The 21905-nt window shown below is 68.6% G+C and carries 18 protein-coding genes; 7 read left to right on the top strand and 11 right to left on the bottom strand.

The features are described 5' to 3' along the window. Nucleotides 1-2 precede the first annotated feature (2 nt). From MHN84_RS03955 to MHN84_RS03970, 4 genes are read right to left on the bottom strand one after another with little or no spacing between them, the layout of a single operon-like run. On the bottom strand, nt 3-2381 hold the full coding sequence (locus MHN84_RS03955) for an HAD-IC family P-type ATPase (protein WP_241203330.1): 2379 nt from the start codon (nt 2379-2381) through the stop codon (nt 3-5). Next, nucleotides 2378-3961: a serine hydrolase gene (locus MHN84_RS03960; protein WP_241203331.1), complete on the bottom strand. Its 1584-nt coding sequence runs from the start codon at nt 3959-3961 to the stop codon at nt 2378-2380. The genes MHN84_RS03955 and MHN84_RS03960 overlap by 4 nt, the downstream gene beginning before the upstream one ends. 28 nt (nt 3962-3989) lie before the next feature. Continuing rightward, nucleotides 3990-5096, bottom strand: a complete 1107-nt coding sequence (locus MHN84_RS03965) for an MBL fold metallo-hydrolase (RefSeq protein ID WP_241203332.1) — start codon at nt 5094-5096, stop codon at nt 3990-3992. Beyond that, the gene (locus tag MHN84_RS03970; protein ID WP_241203333.1) at nt 5096-5830 is read right to left on the bottom strand and encodes an enoyl-CoA hydratase; all 735 of its coding nucleotides are present in this window, start codon (nt 5828-5830) and stop codon (nt 5096-5098) included. Before MHN84_RS03970 ends, MHN84_RS03965 begins: the two co-directional genes overlap by 1 nt. A gap of 25 nt (nt 5831-5855) precedes the next feature. Between MHN84_RS03970 and MHN84_RS03975 the strand changes: the two genes are divergently transcribed. Continuing rightward, entirely contained in the window at nt 5856-7328 is a 1473-nt protein-coding gene (locus MHN84_RS03975) for a carboxyl transferase domain-containing protein (protein ID WP_241203334.1), read from the top strand. A gap of 4 nt (nt 7329-7332) precedes the next feature. Here the strand turns inward: MHN84_RS03975 and MHN84_RS03980 are convergent, their stop codons facing one another. Genes MHN84_RS03980 through MHN84_RS03990 form a run of 3 tightly spaced genes read right to left on the bottom strand, consistent with a single transcriptional unit; the run spans nt 7333 to nt 10326 of the window. Next, complete coding sequence (locus MHN84_RS03980; protein WP_241203335.1) at nt 7333-7593, bottom strand: hypothetical protein; 261 nt, start codon at nt 7591-7593, stop codon at nt 7333-7335. Between the two features lies 1 nt (nt 7594). Beyond that, nucleotides 7595-9589: a YhgE/Pip domain-containing protein gene (locus MHN84_RS03985; RefSeq protein WP_241203544.1), complete on the bottom strand. Its 1995-nt coding sequence runs from the start codon at nt 9587-9589 to the stop codon at nt 7595-7597. A 14-nt stretch (nt 9590-9603) separates the two neighbouring features. Further along, entirely contained in the window at nt 9604-10326 is a 723-nt protein-coding gene (locus tag MHN84_RS03990) for a hypothetical protein (RefSeq protein WP_241203336.1), read from the bottom strand. 41 nt (nt 10327-10367) lie between these two features. Here MHN84_RS03990 and MHN84_RS03995 point away from each other — a divergent pair, with 41 nt between their 5' ends. Continuing rightward, a complete protein-coding gene (locus MHN84_RS03995; protein WP_241203337.1) occupies nt 10368-11060 on the top strand; it encodes a hypothetical protein in 693 nt (230 codons plus the stop codon). Nucleotides 11061-11087: 27 nt separating this feature from the next. Beyond that, nucleotides 11088-11963 (top strand): crotonase/enoyl-CoA hydratase family protein, encoded by an 876-nt coding sequence (locus tag MHN84_RS04000; RefSeq protein WP_241203338.1) that lies wholly within the window; start codon nt 11088-11090, stop codon nt 11961-11963. A 3-nt stretch (nt 11964-11966) separates the two neighbouring features. Here the strand turns inward: MHN84_RS04000 and MHN84_RS04005 are convergent, their stop codons facing one another. Next, a complete protein-coding gene (locus tag MHN84_RS04005) occupies nt 11967-12413 on the bottom strand; it encodes a hypothetical protein (RefSeq protein ID WP_241203339.1) in 447 nt (148 codons plus the stop codon). A gap of 32 nt (nt 12414-12445) precedes the next feature. On the opposite strand from MHN84_RS04005, the gene MHN84_RS04010 reads away from it, so the two are divergent. Continuing rightward, complete coding sequence (locus MHN84_RS04010) at nt 12446-13558, top strand: epoxide hydrolase family protein (RefSeq protein WP_241203340.1); 1113 nt, start codon at nt 12446-12448, stop codon at nt 13556-13558. Here the strand turns inward: MHN84_RS04010 and MHN84_RS04015 are convergent. Genes MHN84_RS04015 through MHN84_RS04025 form a run of 3 tightly spaced genes read right to left on the bottom strand, consistent with a single transcriptional unit; the run spans nt 13555 to nt 17836 of the window. Further along, on the bottom strand, nt 13555-15171 hold the full coding sequence (locus MHN84_RS04015; protein WP_241203341.1) for an AMP-binding protein: 1617 nt from the start codon (nt 15169-15171) through the stop codon (nt 13555-13557). The two genes, MHN84_RS04010 and MHN84_RS04015, sit on opposite strands and share 4 nt — an antisense overlap. Beyond that, nucleotides 15168-16862 carry an AMP-binding protein gene (locus MHN84_RS04020; RefSeq protein ID WP_241203342.1) on the bottom strand — a complete coding sequence of 565 codons (1695 nt, stop codon included), beginning with the start codon at nt 16860-16862 and terminating at the stop codon, nt 15168-15170. The genes MHN84_RS04015 and MHN84_RS04020 overlap by 4 nt, the downstream gene beginning before the upstream one ends. A 59-nt stretch (nt 16863-16921) precedes the next feature. Beyond that, on the bottom strand, nt 16922-17836 hold the full coding sequence (locus tag MHN84_RS04025) for a LysR family transcriptional regulator (RefSeq protein ID WP_241203343.1): 915 nt from the start codon (nt 17834-17836) through the stop codon (nt 16922-16924). Between the two features lie 108 nt (nt 17837-17944). Between MHN84_RS04025 and MHN84_RS04030 the strand changes: the two genes are divergently transcribed. The 3 genes from MHN84_RS04030 (at nt 17945) to MHN84_RS04040 (ending at nt 21900) form a co-directional block, all read left to right on the top strand. After that, nucleotides 17945-19435: an APC family permease gene (locus tag MHN84_RS04030; protein WP_241203344.1), complete on the top strand. Its 1491-nt coding sequence runs from the start codon at nt 17945-17947 to the stop codon at nt 19433-19435. A gap of 159 nt (nt 19436-19594) precedes the next feature. Further along, nucleotides 19595-20944 carry a histidinol dehydrogenase gene (gene hisD / locus MHN84_RS04035; protein ID WP_241203345.1) on the top strand — a complete coding sequence of 450 codons (1350 nt, stop codon included), beginning with the start codon at nt 19595-19597 and terminating at the stop codon, nt 20942-20944. Nucleotides 20945-20949: 5 nt separating this feature from the next. Further along, on the top strand, nt 20950-21900 hold the full coding sequence (locus MHN84_RS04040) for a carbon-nitrogen hydrolase family protein (protein ID WP_241203346.1): 951 nt from the start codon (nt 20950-20952) through the stop codon (nt 21898-21900). The last annotated feature ends 5 nt before the right edge of the window (nt 21901-21905 follow it).

The raw sequence follows: 21905 nt of genomic DNA on the forward strand, positions 1-21905 counted from the left end.
CTTTACCGTTCTGGCGAACGCCACAGCCTGCGGGTTTCACCGAGGAGCCTGCCCTGCACCCACCAGATCACCTCCACGGCCGCCGCCCCGAGCAGCCCGATGACCAGCGCCGTCGAGGTGGTCGCCAGGTTCGTCGGATCGAGCAGGAACACCTTCTGCGCCACCGGCAGGCTGAAGATCAGCACATAGGCCAGCGCGGACGCGACAACCAGGGCGACCCGCCACCACTCATAGGGTCGGGCCACCACCGCGAGCACCCACAGCGCCGACACCAACAGAGTGATCAGCGCCGCGGTCGAGGCCTGCGTCTGCTCGACCGCGGTGGCGGCGCGCCCCTGGTAGGCCAACAGGTAGGACACGAACGTCGCCAGGCCCACCACCACACCCGAGGGAAGCGCGGCGGTCATCACCCGGCGCACGAACCCGGAGTGAGCGCGCTCGGCATTGGGCGCCAACGACAGGATGAACGCCGGCACACCGATCGTGAACCAGGCGGCGATGGTGACGTGGATCGGCTGGAACGGGAACAGGAGCGGATCGGTGCCGAAGATCTTCGCCGACAGACCCGCGACCCCGACCAGGACCGCGAGCAGCACCGAATAGACGGTCTTGGTGAGGAACAGGTTGGAGACCCGCTCGATGTTGCCGATCACCCGCCTGCCCTCGCCCACGACGTAGGGCAGGGTGGCGAACTTGTTGTCCAGCAACACGATCTGAGCAACTGCGCGGGACGCCGAACTCCCCGATCCCATCGCCACGCCGATGTCGGCGTCCTTGAGGGCCAGCACGTCGTTGACGCCGTCGCCGGTCATCGCGACGGTGTGGCCGCGCGACTGCAGGGCGTGCACCATCGCCCGCTTCTGGTCGGGCCGCACCCGGCCGAACGTCGTGCATTCCTCCAAGGTCTCGGCCAGGCGATCGGGTTCGGTAGGCAACCGGCGCGCATCCATCGTCTCACCCGCGAGACCGAGGGAGGCCGCCACCGCACCCACCGACACCGCGTTGTCCCCGGAGATCACCTTCACCGAAACCCGTTGCGAGGCGAAGTATTCGAGGGTGTCGCGAGCGTCAGGCCGCACCCGCTGCTCCAGTACGACCAACGCCGCCGGGGTGACCGGGCCCGGAGCCTGCGGATCGTCGACCGGTACGTCGGCCGACCCCAGCAGCAGCACGCGCAGACCCTGCGCACCGAGCCGCTCGGCCTGCGCGGCCGCCGACGACGTCGGGTCGAGCAGCACGTCCGGCGCACCGATCACCCAGTTACCGTGCTCCCCGTACGACGCCCCGCTCCACTTGGTGGCCGACTTGAAGGGTGCGGTGGCGGTGGCCGTCCAGCCCGGCGGCATGCGGTACGCCTCGGCGATCGCGGCCATGCTGGCGTTGGGCCTGGCGTCATCGGCCGCGAGCTGGGCGAGCACGTCGGCGAAAGCGCTACCGTCCAGCGGCTCGACCTCGCTGACCCGCATCCCGTTCTCGGTGAGCGTGCCGGTCTTGTCCGCGCACACCACGTCCACCCGGGCCAGCCCCTCGATGGCGGGTAGCTCGTTGACCAGACACTGCCTCCGCCCCAGTCGGACCACGCCGACGGCGAACGCGATCGAGGTCATCAGCACCAGGCCCTCGGGCACCATCGGCACCAGCGCGCCGACCATGCGCAGGACGGATTCCCGCCAGCCCGCATCGGTGGTGAACAACTGGGTGTAGATGGTCAGCGCCCCCGCCGGCACCAGCAGGTAGGTGATGAACTGCAGGATCCTGTTGATGCCGCTGCGCAGTTCGGACTTCACCAACGTGAACTTGCTGGCCTCCTCGGCGAGCTTGGCGGCGTAGGCCTCCCGGCCCACCTTGGTGGCGCGGTAGACCCCGCTGCCCGCCACCACGAAGCTGCCCGACATCACGTGATCGCCGGAATTCTTGGTGATCGCATCCGCTTCTCCGGTCAGCAGCGACTCGTCCACCTCCAGGTTCGCCGCGTCGACGACGTCACCGTCGACGATGATCTGGTCCCCCGGGCCGAGCTCGATGAGATCGTCCAGCACCACCTCGCTCGGCTGCCGCGGCGCGGTACCGGACTGCCTGCGCACCAACGGTTTCGCCTGACCGACGATCGCGAGCCTGTCCAGGGTGCGCTTGGCCCGCAGCTCCTGGATCATGCCGATTCCACTGTTGGCGATGATCAGCAGACCGAACGCCCCGTTGATCACCGACCCGGTGGCGAGCACGATGACGAGCAGCACCCCGAGTATGGCGTTGATGCGGGTGAACACGTTGCCGCGCACGATCTCCGACACGCTGCGTGCGGCGCGCGTCGGGACGTCATTGGTCTTGCCCTCGGCAACTCGCCGGGCGACCTCGGCATCCGACAGGCCCGCGGCGGTCACCGCGTGAACACTCCCTTGCCCTCGGAGTTGTAGTAGTCCAGCGTCAGGCGGGGCCCGTCGAACGTCGCCGATGCGACCGTGCCGGGCGGCGCGTTCTCGGTGATGAAGTCGTAGGCGAATGTGTTGCCGTCCCAGTGTCGCAGCGGCACATCGAGATTCGCTCCGATCCGAAGCCGTAGGGCACCGTCGACCTCGGTCACGGTGGCGGGGCCCCAGAAGTCGTTGCGATACGTCCCCAGATAGTTCGACAGCGGCGCCGCGGGCGCCGGCGCGGCAGGTGGCTGCTTGCCGGACAGGGAACCTGTCGGTGCATCGATCTGCGCGAAGGCCTTGGCGTAGAGAGTGCGCCAGTCTTCGTGGATCTCACCGAACTGCACCAGATCGGCGAACTCGGCGGTCAGTGTCTCCGGCACCCCGGTCGGCGTCGCGTTGGTGAGCGCGACGATCGCGACGTCGGCCGACGGCAGGATCAGGATGTTCGATCCGGCACCCAACTCGAACGCGCCGGAGTGACTCAGTTCGGTGCGTGCCGCCGATGTGGTGCCGACGTTGAACCCGAATCCGTAGAAGCCCGTGCGCATCGCGGGTTCGGTGGCCGGGCTGGACACCGACTGCGGAGTCAGCGCCGGCAGCAGCGCCGCCGGGTCGATCACAGCCCGGCCCTGGAAGGTCCCGTTGCCCAGCACCATGGCCAGCCAATGCGTCATGTCCGTCACCGAGGCGCTGGCACCGCCGGCGGGGGCCTGCGCGTCGGCGTCCCGGACGAACTGCGGCCGATAGGTGCCGTCGATGCGAATGTGGCCCACCGCGCGATCGGGGCGGCGGGCGTAGTCGGCGAACCGGAAGCTGGCCGTCGTCATGCCGAGCGGACGGAACAGGACGTCGGTGGCGAGGTCCTCCCACGGCTTGCTCGCCGCCGCGGCTGTCGCCTCCGCACCGGCGGTGAATCCGAAGTTGGTGTAGGCGTAGGAGATCCGAAACGGATCGAGTGGATAGTCGCGCAGTTTCTCCAGGACCTGCCTGCGGTCGTAGCCGAGATCCTCGAGCAGGTCACCGGCGTGGTCGGGCAGCCCGGAGCGGTGCGACATCATGTCCCCGATCGAGACCATCGGGGTGACGGCCGGATCGGCGAGCGCGAACCACGGCAGCTTCGACACGACCGGGGTGTTCCAGTCGACGGTCTTCGCGCCGACCTCGTGGGCCACCACCGACGCCGACAGCGATTTCGACACCGAGGCGAGCTGGAACACGGTGTCCGAGCCGACCGCGTTGTCGGCGCCGTCGGGTCTGGTGAGATCTTTCTTGCCGAAACCTCTGGCGTACACGGTCTTTCCACCATGCACCACAGCGACGGCCATCCCGGGAATGCCGGAGGATCTCATCAGCTCCTCGGCGAGCCCGTCGAGCTGGGCCACTGCGCCTTCGACCGCGTCGGCGGGCAGCGGCATCGCCGGCACCAACGGCGGAGGCGTGTCGGCGTTCAGGCTCGGCGGAGCTGCCGACGTCGTCGTATTCGACGAGGGTGCGGCGCCGCAGCCGGCAGCCAGCAGGGACAGCACGGCGAGCACGGCCAGTTTCATGATCGAAACGGTAACCCGCGGCTGGTCGTTACAGCCGCCACCAGGGGTCGAACGTCGAGTCGCGGTCCACCCGGCCACCCGGGATGGGGACCGCGATCCGGACGCCTTCGGCGTCGGCAGCCACCACCAGCCGTTCGGCCGGCTCGGCCCAGGGGTGCGGCGCCAGCCGGAACGTCGCCCAATGGATCGGCATCATCAGTCCGCCGTCGGTCATGTCGAGGTGGGCGCGCACCGCGTCTTCGGGGTTCATGTGGATGTCGGAGAAGGCCGGGTGGTAGGCGCCGATCGGCAGCAGGGTCAGGTCGAACGGCCCGAACTCGGCACCGATCTCGGCGAAACTCTTCGTGTATCCGGTGTCACCGCCGAAGAACGCTCGGTGCTGGGGCCCCATCACCACCCACGACGCCCACAGCGTGGTGTCGCGGGTGAACAGCCGGCCGGAGAAGTGCCGGGCCGGGGTGCAGACCAGCGTGAGGTCCCCGATGCGGTGCGATTCGTACCAGTCGAGCTCGACGATGCGGCTCTCCGGGATGCCCCACTTCCGCAGATGCGCCCCGATGCCCAGCGGCACCAGGAACGGGGCCCGCTGGCTGTGCGTGAGCGCGATGACGGTGTCGATGTCGAGATGGTCGTAGTGGTCGTGGCTGATGATGATCGCGTCGACCGCGGGCAGCGCCTCGATCAGCAGCGGGATCTCGTGCATGCGCTCCGGACCGACGGCGCGCGACGGTGAGCACCGTCGGCTCCACACCGGGTCGGCCAGCACGCGGTAGCCGTCCACCTCGATCAGCGAGCTGGAGTGGCCGTACCAACTCGCCGCGACGGTCTGCGCGTCCGGATGCACCTTCGGCGGATCGGCGATCGGGATGGGCCCCGGCGGCTTGCCCTTGGAGCCGGCATTGGCCAGGTCGCGCAGCAGCGTGCGCTGCGCCTCCCGGTCCACCGTCATGCCGGACGGGGGCTCCAGATTGACGAACTTGCCGTCGCGGTACTGCGGGGAGCGCCGGGCCACCGGAGCGATCTCGGCGGGTGTGGCGCCCAACGAGGCCGAGGTGCCCTGCAGCGCCCGCAGTACCCAGCCGGCACCGAGCAGGGAGGCCGTCCCGAAGCCGAAGCGCAGCGCCGTGGAGAACATCAGGCGCCCTGGAATTTCGGCGCGCGCTTCTCGATGCGGGCCACCTGCGCCTCGATGATGTCCTGACTCTTCCACGCCTTGTCGAACAGCTCCTGATGCGCGGGCCACGGGTCCTCGTAGGCACCGTCGTCGTTGAGCACCCGCTTGGCGTGCTGCAGCGCCAGCGGCGCGTAGCCCGCGATCTCCTGGGCCCAGGCCTGGGCGTCGGCCAGCGTGCCGATCCGGTTGGCCATTCCGGTCTGCAACGCCGCCTCCGACGTCAGCCGCTCGGCGGCCAGCAGCATGCCGCGCGCGCGGCCGGCGCCCACGAGCGAGGTCAGCCGGCGGATGCTCCAGTTGTCCAGCGCTATGCCGTACTTGGCGACCGGGAACTGGAAGTAGGCCTCGGGCGCGACCACGCGCAGATCGCAGATCATCGACAGGATCACTCCGGCGCCGATGGCCGGGCCGTTCACCGCCCCGATGACGGGCAACGGCGCCCGGTCGATCGCCAGGTTCAGCGCCCGCGCCTTGTCCGGCAGCTCGTCGGCCACGCCCTGGCCGCCGGACAGATCGGCGCCGGAGCTGAACACATGGCCGGCGCCGGTGAGCACGATCGCGCGGACGTCCTCGCTGCCCGCTTTCTCGATCGCCTCGCGCAGACCGTCGACGAGTTCGGAGTTCAGGGCGTTGCGCCGCTCCGGACGCTGCATCTCCAGAGTCAGCACGTGGCCGTCACGGGTGGCTTCAATCATGGGCCCAGCCTATTAGCCTCGAGCTGTGAGCCGGATCCGCGCCCTCGAGCTGCGCGACGCCGTTCTCGACGACGAATCCTTCGTGAGCTGGGATTCCGCGCCTCTCGAGGTCCCGATGTCGGACGCCTACCGGCGCGAACTGACCGCTGCCGGCGCGGCGAGCGGTCTCGACGAGTCGGTGCTGACCGGGGAGGGCCGGGTGCTCGGCCGCCGCGTCGCGCTGGTCGTGTGCGAGTTCGACTTCCTGGCCGGGTCCATCGGCGTGGCCGCCGCGGAACGCATCGTCGCGGCGGTGCACCGGGCCACCGCCGAGCGGCTACCTCTGCTGGCCTCGCCCAGTTCGGGGGGCACCCGCATGCAGGAGGGCACCGTGGCCTTCCTGCAGATGGTCAAGATCACCGCCGCTGTGCAGCAGCACAAGCAGGCCCATCTGCCGTACCTGGTGTACCTGCGGCACCCGACCACGGGCGGGGTGTTCGCATCGTGGGGCTCGCTGGGTCATGTCACCGCCGCCGAGCCGGGCGCGCTGATCGGGTTTCTCGGACCGCGCGTCTACGAGCACCTCTACGGCGAACCCTTCCCCGCGGGCGTACAGACCGCGGAGAACCTTCGCCGTCACGGCGTGGTCGACGCGGTGGTACCGCTCGACGTCCTGCGCGCGACCATCGACCGCACCCTGACCGTGGTGTCAGACCCGCCCGGCACCGCCCCACCGGCTCCCCAGCCCGAGACGCTGCCCGACGTGCCTGCCTGGGACTCGGTCGAGCTCTCCCGGCGTCCGGACCGGCCCGGGATCGGCGCGCTGCTGCGCCACGGCTCCACCGAACGGGTCCTGCTGTCCGGTACGGGACAGGGCGAGGCCGCGACGACGGTGCTGGCGCTGGCGCGGTTCGGCGGCCAGCCCGCCGTCGTCCTCGGTCAGCAGCACATCGTCACCAGAGTGGTCGGCCCCGCTGCGCTTCGCGAGGCGCGGCGCGGCATGGCGCTGGCGGCAGGTCTGCAACTGCCCCTGGTGCTGGTGATCGACACCGCGGGCCCCGCGCTGTCGGTCGAGGCCGAGGAGGACGGTCTGGCCGGCGAGATCGCGCGCTGCCTGGCCGATCTGGTGATGCTGGACACCCCGACGCTGTCGATCCTGCTGGGGCAGGGCAGCGGCGGCCCCGCCCTGGCGATGGTGCCGGCCGATCGCGTGATCGCCGCGTTGCACGGCTGGCTCGCACCGTTACCGCCCGAGGGCGCGAGCGCGATCGTGTACCGCGATGTCGACCACGCCCCGGAACTTGCTGCGGCACAGGGTATTCGATCCACCGACCTGCTGCGCAGCGGTATCGTCGACGCGATCGTGCCAGAACATCCCGATGCCGCCGACGAACCGCGCGCGTTCATCAGCCGGCTGTCGGACACCATCGCCGCCGAGCTGCACGCCTTGAGGACGGCGCCCGCCGAGCAGCGCCTCGCCGCCCGCATCGAACGCTATCGCCGCATCGGCCTGCCCTGAGAGCTCACAGGAGCAGAGCGAACGCGCAGACCGCGACCTGCAGCACCAGCCCGCCCAACGCGAGCCACGCGGCCGGCCGCTTCCTGACCACCTGCGAGATCGTCACGGCCAGGGTGACCATGAGCATCGCGAACCCGCCGTAGCCCAACACCGCACCATCGCCGTGGGAGAGGAACATCGCAGCGCGCCAACAGAAGGCCTGCAGGAGGAGCAGCACCACGGCACCGGCGAAATCCTTGAGCCGTCGATCGTCGTCGCGGCTCACGTCAGACCTCGATCGGTGGGTGGAGCCGCTCGATCGTGTACTGGCGGTTGCGCCGCGCCGCCCAGGCACTGGCGGCCAATGAGGCCAGCAGCACCGCCGACAGGACCGCGATCGCCGTCCACAGCCGAGCATCCACACCGCCGACGATCAACTGGCGTAACCCGTTGACCGCGTAGGTCATCGGATCGAAGGGGTGCAGGATCTGGAAGGGCTTCGCGGTGGTCTCGACCGGGTAGATCCCGCCGGCCGAGACCAGCTGCAGCATCAGGAACGCCAGTGTGGCGACGCGGCCGACCGCGACGCCGAGCACCGCGTTGAACGCCTGGATGAGAGCCAGGAAGGCGCCCGCGACGAGTGCCAGGAACGCGACCGTGGCCAGCGGATAGACGGCCTGCAAGCCCACCCCGAAGTGCACGACCACGTACATCACCACCACCTGGCAGACCACGATCAGCAGGCCCGGCCAGTACGACGCCAGCACCACACGCAGCGCGCCCAGTCCGTTCACGATGGGTCGGGATTGCAACGGTGTCAACAACATCCACACGATCAGCGCGCCGATGAACAGGGCCAGCGGGAGGAAGAACGGCGCGAACCCGGTGCCGAACGTCGCCGCCGGATGGGTGTTGCGCAGATCGAGCTCGGTCGGTGCGGCGAGGGTGCGCGCGACCTCGGTACGCTGCTGCGGATTCCACGACGGGATCTGTTGCGCGCCCTGTCGCAAGCGGGTGGCCAGCTCCTGCCCACCGGTGCGCAACTGCGCGGTGCCGTCGGCGAGTTGATGCGCGCCGGAGGACAATTGGTTGCCCCCGGCCGTTAGTTGACCCAGACCCGCATTCAGGCGCTGCGCACCGGAATCCAGTTGATGGACCCCGTCGCGCAGCTGCGCGACGTCGGAACGCAGACCGCCGTTCAGAGCCCGCGTCAGGAATGTCCGTAGTCGGCTGTGGGGGTCGCCGAGTTCTCCCTCGAGCGTCGCGGCGCTGTCGCGCAGCCGGATCAGCCCGTCGTCGGTCGTGGGATCGATGCCCTGCGCACGCAGCAGGTGCTGCGCGCCGGCGAGCGCCTGCCCGGCGTCACGAGCCGCGGGATCGGGGTTGTTCTGCAGGAATCCGACGGCCTGGTCGACGATCGCAGCCGCCTGAGCACTGTTGATGTTGAGCGCGGCGATCCGGTCGGTCGTCGACCGGACGGCACCGGAGAGGTGCTGCGCGGCGCCGGCGACCTCGTCGGGATTCAGGCCCAACCCGCCCACCCGGTCGAGCACGTCGAGCAGCGGTGCGGTCGCTGTGTCGACGGACCCGCTCAGGCGCCGGGTGCCCGCGGCGAGTTGCGCCGATCCCGTCTGCGCGGCGCGCAGGCCCGAGGTCAATGTGTCCGCGCCCCCGGCGAGCCGGTGTGCGCCGTCGTCGGCGGAGACCAGACCATCGGCCAGTTGCTGGGCGCCGCCGGCAGCCTGATCGAGACCCGAGCCGGCATCGACGAGGCCGTTGACCACGGTGCCGATGCCGCGTTCTCCGATCTTCGCGTTGACCTGGTTGAGGATCTCGCGTGAGGCGTTCTGTCCGATGACGGTGCCGAGATAGTTGTTCGCGTCGTTGAACGTGAACTGCAGCGGTGCCTGCGCAGGACGGGGCCCGGCGGGTGATGCCACCAGCTCGGAGAAGTTCTCCGGCAACGTGATCGAGAAGTAGAAGCGGCCGTCGGCCACACCGTCGGCGGCCTCCTGCGCGGAGACCTCCGTGAGGTCCAGCTGGCCCGAATCGAGCAGCGCGCGGGCGACCTCGTCACCGGCGTTCACCTGGGCGCCCTGCACCTCGGCGCCGCGATCGGCATTGACCAGCGCGACCGGCACCTTGCCCACCTCGGCGAACGGATTCCAGAACGCCCACAGGTACATCGCGCCGTACAGCAGCGGCAACAGGATGATCGTGACGAGCGCGATCCGCGGCATCAACCCGTGCGAGTACCGCTTGAGATCCGTGCCCAGTGACATACCGGCCAGTACCACTACGCCCCACCTTCCTGATGTCTCGCCAGTTCGGCGCGGGCGACGCCGGCCACCGGTATCTCTCGCAGCCCGGGGCGGGCCGCGACGCCGTTGACGCTCGCCGTCAGCACGGTCTGTTCGCGGCCGAGATCGACCAGACGGTCGACCAGCAGCTCGCGGTTCGCGTCGCTGGTGACCTGCTCGAGGTTGCCCACCACGAGCAGCGCGGGGCGTCTGGTGTTGGCGAGTGCGATACGCAGCAGCAGACCGTCGAGCTCGGTCAGCTCCTCGACGAACTCCGTGCGGGGCGGCAGCGGCAACTCACCGAAGACAGGCCCGCACACGCGCCGCAGATCGTCGTCATCCGCGCGGCGAATCAGCTTGTACCAGGGCGCATCCCAGCGCAGCTGCTCGGTGATGAGATCACCCACGGTGACGGACTCGGCGACGGTGTCGAGTTCGTCGATGCCGGCCAGGGCCGCAACGGCGAAGATGTCGCGGGCGCGGGTCCGTCCGAACACCGTCAGCGACCCCGACGTCGGACGCATCCGCCCGGCCAGCGTCATCGACAGCGCAGTGCGCCCCGACCCTGCCGGACAGACCATGACCGTCACGCCCGCCGCGGGGACGTCGAGGTCGACCGGCCCGTACACCGGACCCCACGGACCGCGCAGCGTGAGCCCCCGCGCGACGATCGCGGGCTCGGAGTCGTCGGGGACTGGATCTGACGGCGCGTCCGGCACAGGGGCAATCCCACCACATGACCCGGTGGCATTCTGGGCATGTGGAGGCGCTGTTGCAGTTCGCCGGAAACTACTGGTGGCTGGTCTTCCCGCTCGGCGGGGTGATCGGCGGCGCCGCGCGCGGCATCTCGGCCGCCAACGAACGCCGTGCCCAGCGTCGGCTCGAGCGGTACCGCATCAAGCAGGAGACGAAAGTCGCGCTCGCCAGGGAGAAGGCCTCGGGCGCAGCCTCCGCCGAGACCAGGCGCCGCGAGCTGACCAAGGTGCTCGAGCGCCACGATGCCACCGATGCGCGCTGGCTCTCCTACGAACTGGACGTCGCGAAGCTGCTCGACTTCCCGGTGATGACGGACATGCGGGAGCCGTTGACGCTGGCGTTCCACAAGGCGAAGAGCCGGGCCGACCTGCTGCGGCCCGCGCACGCCGACGACGTGCTGGGCGACCGCGATGCCGCGGCCGCGTATCGCGACGCGGTCGGCGACTACGTCGCCGCGTTCGATGCCGCCGAGGCCGAAGCGACCCGGCGGCGGCGCAGCGACTTCTCCGCCGACGACCAGGACCGGCTGGCCCGCGCCCAGCATCTGTTGCGCTTGGCCGGCGACGACGCCGCCACACCGCAGGAGCGCCAGAACGCCTACGGCCGGGCGCAGAAAGAACTGGCCGGTCTCGTCGTTCTCCCCATCGCCACCCGCGCGGCGATCGAACGCACGGTGCTCGGCGAACTCGAAGCGTGAGCCGGGGCGGTCGGTAGCCTCACCGACGTGGATTACGAAACCCTGCACTGCACCGTCGATGCCGACGGGGTCGCGCTGCTGACGTTGTCGCGCCCCGATCAGCTCAACGCCTTCACGGTGACGATGGCCCGCGAACTCGAGCGGTTCTTCACCGTCGACGCCTACGACGACGCGATCCGTGCCGTCGTCGTCACCGGCGCCGGCCGCGCGTTCTGCGCGGGCATGGACCTCTCGGCCGACGGCAACGTGTTCGGTCTGGACGAGAGTCTGACGCCGACACCGGAACAGGTGCAGGCCGACTACGCGACCGAGCCGTTGCACAGCGGCATCCGCGACACCGGCGGCCGCGTCACCCTCGCGATCCACGCGCTCCCCAAACCCGTCATCGCCGCCATCAACGGCGCCGCGGTGGGCATCGGCGCGACGATGACGCTGGCCATGGACATCCGCGTGGCGTCCGAGAATGCCCGGATCGGTTTCGTGTTCGGCCGCCTGGGCATCGTGCCCGAGGCCTGCTCGTCGTGGTTCCTGCCCCGGCTGGTCGGCATTCAGCAGGCGCTGGACTGGGTGTACTCGGCCGACATCCTCACCGCCGAGGACGCGCTGGCCGGCCGGCTGCTGCGCTCGGTGCATCCGGCCGATTCGCTGGTCGCAGATGCGGTCGCGCTGGCGCGCAGCTACGTCTCCGGACGTTCGCCGGTGGCGCTGGCGCTGGCCAAGCAGTTGATCTACCGCAACGGCGCCGTCGAAACTCCGCTGCAGGCACACCTCAGCGACTCGCTGGCGATGTTCTACACCTCGCTCGGCGACGGCAAGGAAGGCGTCGCGGCGTTCCGGGAGAAGCGGGCACCGAACTTCACCGGCAGCGCGACTGAACTGCCGCGGATCTTCCCCGAGGGCTGAGCGTCACGCCATCGCCAACGCGGTGAGCATGGCGCCGGAAGTGATCAACAGCAGCGGCACCCGCAACAGATTGCGCCGCGTCCAGCGCACCGCCGCGGCCTCGTCGACGTCGGCAGGATCGGTGCGTTCGAACTCCGCCGCCCGCGGGACGAGGTCGAACAGCGCCCACAGCCGCATCGTGGCGTGGCTGACCAGCGCCACCAGCAGCGGAATCCCGATCGCCGAGTCCCCCCACGTCAGGATCAGGGTGACGATCAGGAGAACCTCGAACACGACGGGCGCGGGCAGCCAGAACCGGATGCGCGCGATACCGCCGTTGCGCGACTGAATCAGCCCCGGGCGCCTCGGCCAGTACGGATCGACGACGAGCGCCTCGTAGAGGGCGGCACCCAGGCAGACACAGGCGGCCAGCGTGGTGGCGGCGAGCAGAACGAGCGTCGGGGTGGACACGAGGTCCGATTATCCCGGTGCCAGGATGGGTCATGCCCGACATCTCCGAGTTCCGCATCGCGATCCCCGACACCGACCTCGCCGACCTGCAGGACCGGCTGACCCGGACCCGATGGCCCGAACCCGAATGCACCGACGACTGGAGCCAGGGCCTGCCGCTGTCCTACGCGCGCGAGCTCGCCGCCTACTGGCGCGATGACTACGATTGGCGCACAAGGGAAGCCGCGTTGAATCGGTTCGACCAGTTCACCACCGAGATCGACGGGTTGCCGATCCACTTCGTGCACCAGCGCAGCGGTCGCGATGACGGCGAGAAAGCCTTCCCGCTGTTGATCACCCACGGCTGGCCGGGCTCGATCGTCGAGTTCTCCAAGGTGATCGAGCCGCTGACCGCCGCCGGATTCGACGTCGTATGCCCGTCGCTTCCGGGTTACGGCTTCTCGGGCAAACCCACCGCGACCGGCTGGGGCGTCGAACGCATCGCGGCGGCGTGGGACGAGCTGATGGTTCGCCTGGGCTACCGGCGCTACGGCGCCCAGGGCGGCGACTGGGGCTCGGCAATCACCACACAGATCGGCCGCAACGAGGGCCACTGCGTGGCAATCCACACCAACATGCCGATCGGGCGGCCGCCGAAAGACCTCAGCGACATCACCGCCGAGGAGCGCGAGGTGCTCGAGGCCTACGCCGAGCACCAGCAGTGGGGCACCGGTTACTCCAAGCAGCAGTCGACGCGCCCACAGACGCTGGGCTACGGGCTCACAGATTCGCCCGTCGGACAGATGGCGTGGATCGTCGAGAAGTTCTGGGCCTGGACCGACAGCGACGGGCACCCGGAGAACGTGCTGACCAAAGACGAGATGCTCGACAACGTGATGCTCTACTGGCTGACGGCCAGCGCGGCGTCGTCGGCAAGGTTGTACTGGGAGAGCTTCGGCTCGTTCCGCGACGGCGGTCGGGTCGAATTGCCCACGGGCGTCGCGTCGTTCCCCAAGGAGATCCTGCGCTCGTCGCGCCGCTGGTGCGAAGCGACCTACAACATCACCCGCTGGACCACGATGCCTCGCGGGGGACACTTCGCCGCGTTCGAACAGCCCGAACTGTTCACCGACGACGTCGTCGCGTTCTTCTCCGAATTCCGCTAGAGGCCGAAGATCTCGACGCTGCGCTCGCGCATCTCGACCTTGCGCACCTTGCCGGTGACGGTCATCGGGAACTCGTCGACCACGTGCACGTAGCGCGGGATCTTGTAGTGCGCCAACGCCTCCGACGCGAACTGCCGCAGGGCGGCCGCGTCGAGTGCCGGCCGGCCCGGGCGCATCCGGAGCCAGGCGCAGACCTCCTCCCCGTAGGTGGGGTCCGGCACACCGATCACCTGGGCGTCCTCGATGTCGGGATGGGTGTAGAGGAACTCCTCGATCTCGCGCGGGTAGATGTTCTCCCCGCCGCGGATCACCATGTCCTTGATGCGGCCGACGATCGTGCAGTAGCCGTCCTCACGCATGACCGCGAGATCACCGGTGTGCATCCACCCGTCGGGGTCGATCGCCTGCGCGGTCTTCTCGTCGTCGTTCCAGTAACCGAGCATGACCGAGTAGCCGCGGGTACAGAACTCGCCGGGCTCGCCGCGCTCGACGGTCTCGCCGGTGTCGGGGTCGATCACCTTGATCTCCACATGCGGGTGCGCCCGCCCGATCGTCGCCGTACGCCGCTCCAGATCGTCGTCGACGCGCGTCTGGCAGGACACCGGCGACGTCTCGGTCATGCCGTAGGCGATCGCGACCTCCGCCATGTTCATGTCGTTGACGCAACGCTTCATCACCTCGACCGGGCACACCGAGCCCGCCATGATCCCCGTCCGCACCGTCGACAGGTCGCGCCGGCCGAAGTCGGCGTGGTTCTGCATCGCGATGAACATCGTCGGGACCCCGTACACCCCCGTGCACCGTTCCGCTTCGATGGCGCTCAGCGTCGATCCCGGATCGAACCCCGGCGCGGGGATCACCATCGTGGTGCCGTGACTGGTGCAACCCAGGTTGCCCATCACCATGCCGAAGCAGTGATAGAACGGCACCGGGATGCAGAGCCGATCCCCAGGGCCCAACCCGATGAGCTCGGTGGTGAAGTAGCCGTTGTTGAGGATGTTGCGATGCGAGAGCGTCGCACCCTTCGGGAAACCCGTTGTGCCCGAGGTGTACTGGATGTTGATCGGGTCGCGGTTGTCGAGCCCGGCGGCACGGCCGACGAGCTCGTCGACCCCCACCGCGGACGCCCCGGCGCGCAGCGCATCCCAGTCGGGAGTGCCGATGAACACGACATCGGTCAGATGCGGAACGGACCCCCGGACCTCACGGACCATGCTCACGTAATCCGAGGTCTTGAACGACGTCGCGGCGATCAGCAACCGCGTCCCCGATTGCTCGAGCACATAGGCGAGTTCGTGCGTTCTGTACGCCGGATTGATGTTGACCAGGATCGCGCCCACCTTGGCGCACGCGTACTGCGCGATGGTCCACTGCGCGCAGTTCGGCGCCCAGATCCCGACGCGATCGCCCTTCGCGATGCCTTTCGCCATCAGGCCGCGGGCGATGACGTCGACCTCGGCGTTCAGCTCGGCGTAGGAGTACCGAAGACCCTGCGCGACATCGACGAGCGCCTCGACACCACCGTGGCGAGCCGCGGCGCGTTCCAGGTTCGCGCCGATGGTCTCCTCGAGGATCGGCGTGTCGACCGGACCGGCCTCGTAACTGGCGCTCATGACAACAGATCCTCGTACCGGTGTTCGGTCTCGATGGGCGTACCCGCGGCATGCGCCTCCTCCTCGCGGCGGCGCAGGTCGACGCGGCGGATCTTGCCCGAGATCGTCTTGGGCAGGTCGAAGAACTCGACGCGGCGCACCTTGAGGTAGGGCGCGAGGTGGTCGCGGCTGTACTGCAAGATCTGCCGGGCTGTTTCGGCGTCGGCAGACCAGCCTTCGGCAAGTGCGACATAGGCCTTGGGCACGGCGAGGCGGGTGTCGTCGGGAGCGGGCACGACGGCCGCCTCGACGACGGCCGGGTGTTCGATGAGCACGCTCTCCAACTCGAACGGCGACACCTTGTAGTCGGAGGACTTGAAGACGTCGTCGGTGCGGCCGATGTAGGTGATGTAGCCGTCGGCGTCGCGGTTGGCCACATCCCCGGTGTGGTAGTAGCCGTCACGCATGACGTGCGTGTTGCGCGTCTCGTCGCCGAGGTAGCCGGTCATGAGATTCGGCGGAGCCTCACCCAGGTCGAGGCAGATCTCCCCCTCCTGCGCCCGTTCTCCGGTCAGCGGGTCGATCAGCACGACCGGCACCCCGGGCATCGGGCGACCCATCGAGCCGGCCTTCACGGGCTGTCCCGGGGTGTTGCCGACCGCCAACGTCGTCTCGGTCTGGCCGAACCCGTCCCGGATCGTCAGACCCCATGCCTTCTCGACCCGGGAGATCACATCCGGGTTGAGCGGCTCGCCCGCGCCGAGGATCTCCCGTAGTCCCTCGGGCCTGGCACCCAGATCGGCCTGAATCAGCATGCGCCACACGGTCGGCGGCGCGCAGAACGTGTTAACCCCGGCGCGGCGCAGCTGGTGCAGCAACGCCGCGGCGTCGAAGCGGGCGTAGTTGTAGACGAAGATCGTCGCCTCCGCGATCCACGGCGCGAAGAAGCAACTCCACGCATGCTTGGCCCACCCGGGTGAGCTGATCGCCAGGTGGACGTCACCGGGCCGCACCCCCAGCCACGCCGCCGTCGTCAGATGCCCGACCGGGTAGCTGACCTGAGAATGCTCGACCAGCTTGGGCTTGCTGGTGGTGCCCGAGGTGAAGTAGATCAGCAACGGGTCCGACGGCACCGTCCCCGGCTCGAACGGACCCGCGGGTTCCACGGCGGCGGCCTCGGCGTAGGGATGCCAGCCCGGCACCGGCTCTCCCACCGCGATGCCGACGAACGAGGCGTCCACCCCGTCGAATTTCGCGGCATCGCCGGAGTTGGCGATCACGAAACCGGCGCCGCCGCGTCGCAGCCGATCCGCGACGTCGTCGTGGCCGAGGGCCGCCGTGGTCGGCATGATCACCGCGCCGAGCTTGGCCACCGCGAGCATCGACTCCCACAGTTCGACCTGGTTGCCCAGCATCAGGATGACCCGGTCCCCGCGACCGACGCCCACCTCCTGTAACCACGTCGCCACCTGATCAGAGCGCGCGGCCATCTGCCCGAAGGTCACCTTCTCTTCGCTGCCGTCCTGCTCGACGATCCACAAGGCGACGTCCTGCGGGCGGTCGGCAGCGACGATGTCGAACCAGTCTGTCGCCCAATTGAACTGCCCCGTGATGCTGGGCCACTCGAAGGTCTCGACGGCCGTGTCGTAATCACCGATCATCTCGATGAGGTGGTCACGTGCCGCGCGATACCGATCGGTGTTGGTGGTCATGGCTGACCACGATCCACGTCACCCGGGTCCGACCGCTACCCCCCACGAGAAAATATCTGCTACTCGGGTGCGGGCGAGCGCCCGCCGGCGAGAGTCTGGCGGGCCAACTTCGCAAGCTCCTTCGTCGCGGGCGACAGGATCGTCGACTGCTTCTGGATGAGCGCGACCGTGTCGAAGAGCGGCTCGTCCAACGGCAGATACCTGACGCCGGGTGGCGCGACCGCGGATTCCGCGACGGCCTTGGCCACGACGGTCTCGCCCGCGCCCGCCGCGACCAGATCCAGTGCGGTGTCGACCTGTTCGACCTCGATCACGGGCTCGAGCGCGAGGCCCCGCAACAGCGCGCGTTCCGCCAGTTGGCGGCGTGTGGGATCACGCCATCCCGCGTGCGCGTCATAGAGAATCAGCTTCGCCGCCACCATGTCCTCGATGGATACGGGGCCGGTACGCCACGGGTACGACGTCGCGAAAACCACCTCGTCCTTGCGCAACGGCGTCACCGACAGCTCGTGCGTGTCCACGGGAAGCACCACCAACCCGGCCTCGAGGGCGCCGTCGCGAACCAGGTCAGCGACGTCGGCGGAATTCACACCGATGACGCGGAGTCGCACATTCGGGTACTCGGCATGAAACGACGTCAGCAGATCCGCCATCGCGTAGAACTTCGCGTTACGCAGCAATCCGAACGACGCCACGCCGCCCTGCAGACCGGTGACCGCCCGCAAGGCCCGGTCGGCACCATCGGCCGACGCCAGCGTCTGCTCGGCCAGTGGCATCAGCTCCTCTCCGGGCGTGGTGAGAATCAGCCGGCGCGCACCGCGAACGAAAAGCGGTGTGCCGTAGCTCTGTTCGATACGCCGGATGGTCTCGGAGACGGTGGGTTGCGACATGTGCAGCTGCTTGGCCGCCGCCGTGAACGAGCCGCACTGCGCCGCCGTGACGAACACGCGCAGCTGGATGAGCGACAGTGACATAGGTAAACACGATAGCAGTCCTCGGTTTTCACAAGGTTGTCCTCTTACTCGACCGTTCATACGCTGGCGAGAACCACGATCGCGCAATTGCAATCCAGGAGGATCACCATGGACACCTCGGAGGAGGACCGCCAGCTCGGTGAGCTCGGCTACACCCAGAAGCTCAGCCGGTCGGTGGGAGGAGTGTCGTCCTTCTTCCTCGGCTTCTCCGTCATCAGCGCCACGACCGCGGTGTTCTCCGGGTTCGGATTCGGGTTGAGCACGGCGGGCCCGGCCTTCGTGTGGACCTTCCCACTCGCGGTCGTCGTGTTCTTCGTGTGGGCGCTGATCGCCGCCGATCTGGTGGTGAAACTACCTCTCGCGGGATACGCCTACCAGTGGACCAGCCGGCTCGTCAGCCCGCACCTGGGCTGGTTCACCGGCTTCGCCGGTGCCGTCGGATTCATCAGTGGTTTCACCGGCGTCGCGTTCGTGATGTCCGGATACATCGGCAGCCTGCTGGGCATCGAGATGACCACGACTGCGCAGATATTCACGTCGATCGTCGTCGTGCTGCTGTGCGTCCTGATCAATGTGTACGGTGTGCGGCTTGCCACCATGCTGAACAACATCGGGGTGGCGCTGGAACTGGTGGTGACGATCGGCGCGACGGTCTTCATCGCGATCGTCGCGTTCTTCGTCACCAATGAACATCAAGGCATCGAGTTCCTCTTCTCCGGCGGTGCCGCAGGTGATTCCACGTCGCCCTACGTCATCGTCTGGCTGACCGCGAGCCTCGGCTGCATCTTCGGACTGCTCGGCGTGGAGGCGGCCGCAGACGTCGCCGAGGAGACGAAGAACGCCCGTCGCACCATCCCGCGCACGATGTTCCTCGCCCTCGGGGTGGCGTCGGCGATCGAGTTCTTCATGTACATCGTCTTCCTCCTGGTGATCAAGGATCCGGCCACGCTGTCGGACAGCGCGTCACCGATCACCGACCTGTTCGCACAGCAGGTTTCGCCGTGGTTCTCGAAATTGGTGATCGCCCTGGCGCTCACCAACATCCTGGTCTGCGTGCTCGCGAGCATGCTCGTCGCCACGCGTCTGGTGTATGCCCTGGGCCGCGACAACATGCTTCCCGGCTCCCGCGTGCTGCGTGAGGTCTCCGCCACGCACAAAGTGCCGACGTATGCCGTGTGGGCGACGGGACTGGTGTCGCTGGCGCTGCTGCTGTCCGCGCTCGCCAACCAGCAGACCTTCTCCTACATCGTCGGGATGTCGGCGCTCGGGTTCTTCGCCGTCTACCTGCTCACCACGGCCGGACTCGTCGTCGCCAACGCACGCAAGCGGATCCCGCAGGGCACCGCGGGGGTCTTCGACCTCGGCCGGATGCGATTGCCGGTCTACGTCTTCGGTCTGGTGGTGTTCGGGTCGGTCATGTGCGCGCTGCTGTTCCTGCCCGACTTCCGGGCCAACGCCATCGTGTTCGTCGTGGCGATGGGCCTGGCCGCCGTGTGGTGGCTCGTCGTCCTGAGAGGACGCATCGCCCGTGGCGATGCCGGGCCGAGGTACGCCCTGGCGACCGCAGAACGGCAGGACTCCGCCGCTGCCACCTATTGAGGTTCGTTCACGAGCACCGTGGAGACCAAGGCCCGTCCGGGTCTTGGTCTCCACGCGTTTCCGACGCACACACAGTTGCAGACGTATAGGGACACCCTCTGGCTCACCTCGGAAATCACTGTCTGGTCCGACGCCTTGCGACTGCCTACCGTGAAGTCCATGCGTTATTCGACTCCTCTTCTCGACCGCCTGCAGGGCAGGTTTCGGCACCTCAAGCGTCCCCTCGTCGACGTGCCCGCCGCGCAACGGGATCCCGCCGTCATCGACACCGTCACCTCGATGCTCCGGGACATCGAGGCCAGGGGCCTCGACGCCGTACGCGATTTCAGTCGTGCGCTCGACCACGACGACCGCCAGGATTTCGAACTCTCGCAGCGCGACATCGCCACGAGCGGAGACCGCCTGCCGCGCGACCTCAGGGAGGCCATCGACCTGGGGTCGGAGCGCACCCGCGCGTTCGCGCAGGAGCAGCGCTCGCACCTGGTCGGATTCGAGACCGAGCTGTGCCCCGGCCTGGTGACGGGAACCCGGTATGTCCCCGTGGCGCGCGTGGGCGCCTACCTGCCGGCGGGCCGTTTCCCGCTGACCGCATCGGCGTTCATGACGGTGGGAGTCGCCAAAGTGGCAGGCGTGCCGACGGTGATCGCCTGCACGCCACCACAACCCGACGGCAGCGCGAACGACGCCGTCGTCTACGCGGCACACGTGTCCGGAGTCGACCGGGTGTTCATCCTCGGAGGCGTGCAGGCGCTCGCCGCGATGGCGTTCGGTCTCCTCGGCGAGCTTCCCGTCGACATGCTCGTGGGCGCGGGCAACGCCTATGTCGCCGAGGCGAAGCGACAGCTCTTCGGCACGGTGGCCATCGACCTGCTCGCCGGCCCGTCGGAGGTCGCCGTGCTGTCCGACGAGACGGCCGACCCCGAGATCGTCGCCGCCGATCTGCTCGGCCAGGCCGAACACGGCACGAATTCGCCTGCCGCTCTTGTCACGACGTCCGAAGAGCACGGGCGCGCGGTGATCGCGGCGGTGGAGCGGCAGCTGGACGGCCTGTCCACCGAGCAGATCGCCGGACCCGCCTGGCGGGACTTCGGCGTGGTGACGGTCGCCGACGATCGCGAGACCGCCGCGCTGCTGATGGACGACCTCGCGCCGGAGCACCTGGAGGTCATCACCGCCGACGACGGTTGGTATCACGACCGGCTGAAGAACTACGGGTCGATCTTCCTCGGGCAGTGGAGCACGGTCGCCTATTCCGACAAGGGTATGGCGGGCACCAATCACGTCCTTCCCACGGCCGGCGGCGCGAAGCACAGCGCCGGGCTGTCGGTGTCGCGGTACCTCAAGCCGCTGACCTATCAGCGCGTCACGCGGGAAGCGACGCCCCTGCTCGCCAACGCCGTCCAGGTCATCTCCGATTCCGAGGGCATGGCCGCCCACAGCGCGACCGCCAGGCGCAGACTCGCCATCTACGCCGAGACCGTGGGCGCGGAGCAGGGCGTAGGAGGATGAGCGACATGGATCAGACTCTCGTCGTCGGCGCCGTCCAAATGGCACCCTTGTTCCTCGACCGTGCGGCCACCCTCGACAAGGTCGAGCGGTACATCGACGAGGCCGGTGCGAGCGGGTGCCGCCTCGTCGCCTTCGGGGAGACACTCGTACCCGGCTATCCGTTCTGGCTGGGACGCACCGACGGGGCGAAGTTCAATTCCGACCTCCAGCGGGAGATCCATTCGCTGTACCTGCAGGAAGCCGTGCAAATCGAGGCCGGCCATCTCGACGGCGTGCGAGAAGCCGCACGGCGCAACGTCACGACCGTCGTGCTCGGCGTCGCCGAGCGCCCCGCCGACCGCGGCGGCCACAGCATCTACTGTTCCGCGGTGACGATCGATGCGAGCGGCGACGTGGCGTCCGTGCACCGAAAGCTCACTCCCACATACGAAGAGCGACTCAGCTGGTCCAGCGGCGACGGCCACGGACTCGTCACGCACGCACTGTCGCCGTTCACCCTCGGCTCGCTCAACTGCTGGGAGAACTGGATGCCGTTGTCGCGCACCGCGCTGTATTCCCAGGGCGAGGATCTGCACGTCGCGCTGTGGCCGGGCGATGTCTACGACACCGCCGACGCCACCCGGTTCATCGCGCTCGAATCCCGGTCCTATGTCATCTCCGTGTCCGGCGTATTGCGCCGCGAGCACATTCCCGACGTCATGCCGGGCGCGGACATGATGCGCGAGGCGAGCGACGAACAGATCAGCACCGGCGGGACGTGCATCGCCGCACCCGACGGCAGCTGGGTTGTCGAACCGATCGCCGACACCGAGGGACTGACCGTGGCCACTCTCGACCACGGTCAGGTGCGCCGGGAGCGCCAGAACTTCGATCCGGCAGGCCATTACGGTCGTCCCGATGTGACCAGACTCGTGGTCGACCGTCGGCGCCAGGCACTGACGACCTTCACGGACTGACCGTC

Origin of the sequence: Mycobacterium sp. PSTR-4-N (assembly GCF_022348085.1) — a bacterium.
GTDB lineage: Bacteria > Actinomycetota > Actinomycetes > Mycobacteriales > Mycobacteriaceae > Mycobacterium.

Excerpts from the sequence above, each read along its gene's own strand:
- MHN84_RS03960 (WP_241203331.1), bottom strand. The coding sequence starts at position 3,961 with ATGAAACTGGCCGTGCTCGCCGTGCTGTCCCTGCTGGCTGCCGGCTGC.
- MHN84_RS03965 (WP_241203332.1), bottom strand. The coding sequence starts at position 5,096 with ATGTTCTCCACGGCGCTGCGCTTCGGCTTCGGGACGGCCTCCCTGCTC.
- MHN84_RS03970 (WP_241203333.1), bottom strand. The coding sequence starts at position 5,830 with ATGATTGAAGCCACCCGTGACGGCCACGTGCTGACTCTGGAGATGCAG.
- MHN84_RS03985 (WP_241203544.1), bottom strand. The coding sequence starts at position 9,589 with ATGTCACTGGGCACGGATCTCAAGCGGTACTCGCACGGGTTGATGCCG.
- MHN84_RS04010 (WP_241203340.1), top strand. The coding sequence starts at position 12,446 with ATGCCCGACATCTCCGAGTTCCGCATCGCGATCCCCGACACCGACCTC.
- MHN84_RS04015 (WP_241203341.1), bottom strand. The coding sequence starts at position 15,171 with ATGAGCGCCAGTTACGAGGCCGGTCCGGTCGACACGCCGATCCTCGAG.
- MHN84_RS04020 (WP_241203342.1), bottom strand. The coding sequence starts at position 16,862 with ATGACCACCAACACCGATCGGTATCGCGCGGCACGTGACCACCTCATC.
- MHN84_RS04025 (WP_241203343.1), bottom strand. The coding sequence starts at position 17,836 with ATGTCACTGTCGCTCATCCAGCTGCGCGTGTTCGTCACGGCGGCGCAG.
- MHN84_RS04030 (WP_241203344.1), top strand. The coding sequence starts at position 17,945 with ATGGACACCTCGGAGGAGGACCGCCAGCTCGGTGAGCTCGGCTACACC.
- hisD (WP_241203345.1), top strand. The coding sequence starts at position 19,595 with ATGCGTTATTCGACTCCTCTTCTCGACCGCCTGCAGGGCAGGTTTCGG.
- MHN84_RS04040 (WP_241203346.1), top strand. The coding sequence starts at position 20,950 with ATGGATCAGACTCTCGTCGTCGGCGCCGTCCAAATGGCACCCTTGTTC.